Source organism: Achromobacter sp. DMS1, from assembly GCF_001270295.1.
In genome coordinates this window covers 1-5,165 of record NZ_LHSJ01000283.1, presented here as the reverse complement: position 1 = coordinate 5,165, position 5,165 = coordinate 1, and the positions used below count along the sequence as shown (strand labels likewise).

At 70.3% G+C, this 5,165-nt stretch carries 1 protein-coding gene and 2 pseudogenes; 1 reads left to right on the top strand and 2 read right to left on the bottom strand.

Features of this window, described 5'->3' with window-relative positions; translation table 11 throughout:
- Nucleotides 1–1,944 (top strand): annotated as a pseudogene (locus tag AD428_RS22490) (TonB-dependent receptor); the annotation flags it as partial.
- A 40-nt stretch (nucleotides 1,945–1,984) separates the two neighbouring features.
- Here AD428_RS22490 and AD428_RS22485 read toward each other — a convergent pair.
- Nucleotides 1,985–3,440: pseudogene (locus tag AD428_RS22485) on the bottom strand (N-acyl-D-amino-acid deacylase family protein).
- Nucleotides 3,437–5,032, bottom strand: coding sequence for an ABC transporter substrate-binding protein (locus tag AD428_RS22480; protein ID WP_053246649.1), 1,596 nt, complete (start codon nucleotides 5,030–5,032; stop codon nucleotides 3,437–3,439). Before AD428_RS22480 ends, AD428_RS22485 begins: the two are co-directional and overlap by 4 nt.
- Between the last annotated feature and the right edge of the window lie 133 nt (nucleotides 5,033–5,165).

Below are 5,165 nucleotides of genomic sequence, written 5' to 3'. Positions count from 1 at the left end.
GTCGTCGTGACGGGCAATCCGCTCGGCGAGCCGGCCCTCGCCACGCCCTCCACCGTGCTCGAAGGCGCCGACCTGGACCTGCGCCGCGGCGACACCCTGGGCGCCACGCTCAACGGCCTGCCCGGGGTGGCCGCCACCAGCTACGGCCCGATGGTGGGCCGGCCCATCATCCGCGGCATGGACGGCGACCGCATCCGGCTGCTGAACAACGGCGTAGGCGCGCTGGACGCGTCCTCGCTTTCCTACGACCACCAGGTGCCCACCGACCCGCAGGCGGCCGACCGCGTGGAAATCCTGCGCGGGCCGGCCGCCCTGCTCTACGGCGGCAACGCCATCGGCGGCGTGGTCAACACCATCGACAACCGCATCCCCACCGAACCCATCCAGGGAGTGCAGGGCCAGATACAGGGCGAATATGGCGGCGCCAACACCTCGCGCAGCGGCAGCGCGCGCGTGGAAGGCGGCGACGGCACGTTCGCCGTGCACGCCGACGTGTTCGGCCGCGAAACCAGCGAGCTGCGCATTCCCGGCGATGCGCGCTCGGCCCGCGCGCGGGCCGCCGATCCGGACGCGGCCTCGCCCCCACGGCCGGCTGCCCAACAGCGACGGCCGCGACAGCGGCGGCGCGCTGGGCATGGGCTGGACCAGCGACCGCGGCTACGCGGGCGTGTCGGTCAGCGGCTATGACTCCGACTACGGCTCGGTGGCCGAGCCCGACGTGCGCATCCGCCTGCGCCAGCAGCGGGTCAACGCCGCCACCGAGCTGCGCGACCTGGACGGCATCTTTACCCGCGTGCGCCTCAGCGCCGGCTACACCGACTACCAGCACAAGGAAATCGAAGACGGGGAAACCGGCACCATCTTCAAGAACCGCGGCTATGAGGCCAGGCTGGAAGCCCAGCATGCCGAGCTGGGTCCGGTGCGCGGCGTCATCGGCCTGCAAGGCGGGCAGTCGCGCTTTTCGGCGCTGGGCGACGAGGCGCTGGTGCCCACGGTGGACACCGACAGCCTGGCGCTCTTCGACGTGGAAACCTGGCAGGTCGATCCGCGCTGGAGCCTGAGCGCCGGCGCGCGCCTGGAGCATACGCGGCTGTCGCCCTCGGCCGGCGGCAACGCACGCTTTCAGGACAGCGCCGGACGCACGTTCAACGCCGCGAGCATATCGCTGGGCACGGTGTACCAGCTGGATCCGGTCTGGTCGCTGGCCGCCAATGCCGCCTATACCGAACGCGCGCCCACCTTTTATGAGCTCTACGCCAACGGCCCGCACGAGGCCACGGGCCAGTACCTCGTGGGCAGCCAGGACCTGTCCAAGGAGCGCGCCTGGTCGGGCGACCTCGGACTGCGCTGGGCGCGCGGCGCGGACAAGGGCGGCGTCAGCGTGTTCTACAGCCATTTCGCCAATTATCTTGCCGAGCTGAACACGGGCCGGCTGCGCAACGACGACGGCGACGTGGTAGGCGCGGACAGCGACGATGCGCTGCCCGAAGCCGTCTACCGCGGCGTGCCCGCCGACTTCTACGGCGTCGAGGCCGAAAGCAGCACGCGCGTGTATGCCGCCGGCGGCCACACGCTGGACCTCAAGCTTGCGGGCGACTACACCCATGCCCGCAACGCGGACACCGGCGAGCCGCTGCCGCGCATCGCGCCCTGCGCCTGAGCGCCGGGCTGGACTGGGGCCAGGGCCCCTGGAGCGCGGGCGTGTCGGTCACGCGGGCGTTCGCCCAGCACCGCCATCCCGATGAGGACGACAGTACGCCCGCCTACTACAGTCTGGACGCGCATGCCGGCTACCGTTTCAAGGCGGGCGCCACCCGCTGGGAAGCCTATGTGCGCGGCGTCAACCTGACCAACCAGGACATCCGCTACGCCACCTCGGTGCTGCGCGACGTGGCGCCCGAAGGCGGACGCGGCGTGCTGGTCGGGCTGAAAGGCAGCTTCTAGGGGCGCCGGGCGCGCGAGCCGGGACCGGAACCGGGACGTCCTAGCGCGGCACGCGCCGCAGCACCTGCCCCGGCCGCGCGCCGGTGGAACGCCCCTCGCGCCAGACGGGCTGGCCGTTGGTCCACACGGCGTGGATGCCGATCGACGGCGCGACCGGCTGCGCGAAGGTCGCGCGGTCGGCCACTTCCCCGGCGTCCAGCAGCACCACGTCGGCATGCGCGCCCTCGCGCAGCTCGCCGCGGCCGGCCAGCCCGAAACGGGCGGCGGTGAGCCCGGTCATCTTGTGCACGGCCTGCTCCAGGGCGAAGAGCCCCAGCCCGCGGCCGTAGTGGCCCAGCACCCGCGGAAACGTGCCCCACAGGCGCGGATGCGGCTTCTCGTCGTGCGGCAGCCCGTCCGATCCGATCATGGTTTCGTCGAACCGCAGAATGCGCCGCACGTCTTCCTCGTCCATGCGGAAGTAGATGGCGCCGGCCGGCTGCAGACGGTCCACCGCCTGCGCCAGCGGGCAACCCAGCTCGCGCGCGACCTCGTCCAGGTCGCGGCCCGCGAACTGAGGCATGGCCTTGGACCAGGTCACGATGACCCGCGCGGCGCCGTCGACCAGATCGTGCGACAGAATGGTGGACGAGGCGTTGTACGGATAGCAATCCAGGCATACCGGCTGACGGCCCATCTGCTCGCGGATGCGGGCCAGCGTCTGCGCCGAACGGCCACGGTTGGCCGCGCCCACCACCTTGTGATGCGAGATCACCACCGGCACGCCCAGCTCGCGGCCGATGCGGAAGGTTTCCTCCAGCGACGCCATGACGCTGTCGCCCTCGTCGCGCATGTGCGTGCAGTACAGGCCCTGGCGCCCGCTCAGCGGCCGGCAGACCTCGATGACTTCTTCGGTGGTGGCGGCGGCCGAGGGCGCATAGGCCAGTCCGGTGGACACGCCGATGGCGCCTTCCTGCAGCGCTTCGTCCACGCGGGCCCGCATGCGCGCGATTTCCGCCGCGCGGGCGGGCGGCCCACGTCGTCCATCTCGATCACGCGCAGCGTGGTGTGGCCCACCAGCATGGCGCAGTTGGTGGCGGCGGGCTGCGCGCGCAGCGCGTCCAGGTAGTCGGCGAAGCGCGCATAGCGGAACCACTGCCGCCGGCGTCCAGCAGGTCCAGCGGCGGCACCGGCGCGCGCGCCGGCTGGGGCATGGGCGCGAGCGAGATGCCGCAGTTCCCGCCGATGACGGTGGTCACGCCCTGGCTGACCTTGGGCGCCATGTCGCCGTCGGAGAGCATGGCCCGGTCGTCGTGGGTGTGGGCGTCGATGAATCCGGGCGTCGCGGTCAGCCCGCGCGCGTCGATTTCCTCGCGCGCCCGCGCGCCGGAAAGATCGCCGATGCGCGCAATGCGCCCGCCCGCGATGGCGATGTCGGCCTCGTAGCGCGGCGCGCCCGTGCCGTCCACCACCTCGGCGCCCCGGATCAGGTAATCGAAAACCTCGGACCGGGTCATTTTTCCGCCTTTTTCAGATGCCAGAACAGCGTGACCGGCGCCTGCAGAATGCCCGACAGCCGGGTGCTGTAGGCAGCCGGAATCTGGAACTGCCCCAGCGGCGCCACCACGCCCTCGTCGATGGCGAGCTTCTGGATTTCGGCGGCGATCCGCTTGCGCTCGGCCGGATCGGAAGCCTGCGCGAACTTCAGGCGCAGCGCCTCGATCGCGGGCACGTCGGGCCAGCCGGCCCAGGCCTTGCGGCCATTGGACGCCAGGGTCGTGTTGCCGAAGGGGTCGCCGCTGCTGGCCAGGATGCTGTAGGTGGAAAACAGGTTCCAGCCGCCTTCCTGCGGCGGATTCTGGTTGCCTTGCTGCGTGACCAGCGTCTGCCAATCCATGGCTTTCATCGTGACGTTGAAGCCTGCCTTGCGCAGCGCCGCGCCCACCACCACGGGCTGGGCCGACAGCATGGCGATGTCGGTGGGCTGCAGGACGATTACCGGCGTGCCGTCGTATCCGGCCTCCTTGAGCAGCGCCCGGGCCTTGTCCAGGCGCGCCGGCACCACCCAGTCCTCGCCGTAATTGTCGCCATAGGGATTGCCGCAGCCCATGACGGCGGCGCAGGTCTTGTAGTACTTGGGATCGCCCACCAGCGCCTTGAGCACGTCTTCCTGGCTGACCGCCGCAATGGCCGCCTGCCGCACCAGCCTGTTGTCGAACGGCGGATAGAGGTGATTCATGCGGAAATAGGTCCAGGCGCCCAGCTTGTCCAGCACCTCGACCTTCAGGCCGTCCTGGTTTTCCACCATGGGCAGCAGGTCGAACGGCACTTGCTGGATGAAATCCACCTCGCCGTTCTGCAAGGCGTTGATGGCGGTCATCTGGTCCGGCATGGCCACCCATTCGACGCGGTCCACGTTGGCCACCTTGCCGCCCGCCGTCCAGCTCGGCGGTTCGCTGCGCGGCACGTAGTCCTTGTTCTTCTCGTAGACCACTTTCAGGCCCGGCCTGAATTCGGACGCCACGAAGCGGAACGGGCCCGAGCCAATGTATTCGCCGATGGGCTGGGACGCGGGCGTCTCGGCGATGCGCCTGGGCATCATGAAAGCGGGACGCGAACTGATCTTGGACAGGCCCTCCAGCAGCAGCGGCGTGGGCTGTTTGAGCACGATGCGGAAATGCCGGTCGTCGACCGCCGCCATGTCCTGCACCAGCGTCATCAGCACCTGTCCCGTGGCGTCCACGGCGGCCCAGCGCCTGATGGAAGCAATGCAGTCTTCCGAGGTGACGGGCTTGCCGTCGTGCCATTTCAGGCCGTCGCGCAAGGCGAAGGTATAGGTCTTGCCGTCGTCGCCCACCGTCCAGCTCGCCATCTGCGGCTGCACCTTGAAATGCTCGTCCAGCCCCAGCAGCGTGTCGTAGATCATGTAGGCATGATCCCGCGTCATGAAGGCTGTGGTGAGAATGGGGTCCAGCACGCGCAGACCCGACTGCATGACCGCCGTCACGGTTTCGGCCATGGACGCCGGCGCGGCCAGCGACGCGCCCGCCACCGCCACGGACAGCAGGAGGTGCCTGGCTCCCCGGCGCAATTTCGATTTCAGCTTCATGATGGCTCCCTCGTATCGTTGTGCCCGGCTGCCTCGCCGGTTGGAGTTGCGGGCCCGCGCCCTTCGGCCGCCCGTTCCCGGCCGCCGCGCGGGCCCCGCGATGGCCGCGCCGCCCGCCGCCGCCCTCCAGCTC

Bases quoted from the DNA above. Each gene is read 5' to 3' on its own strand.
- AD428_RS22480 (WP_053246649.1), bottom strand. From the start codon at position 5,032: ATGAAGCTGAAATCGAAATTGCGCCGGGGAGCCAGGCACCTCCTGCTG.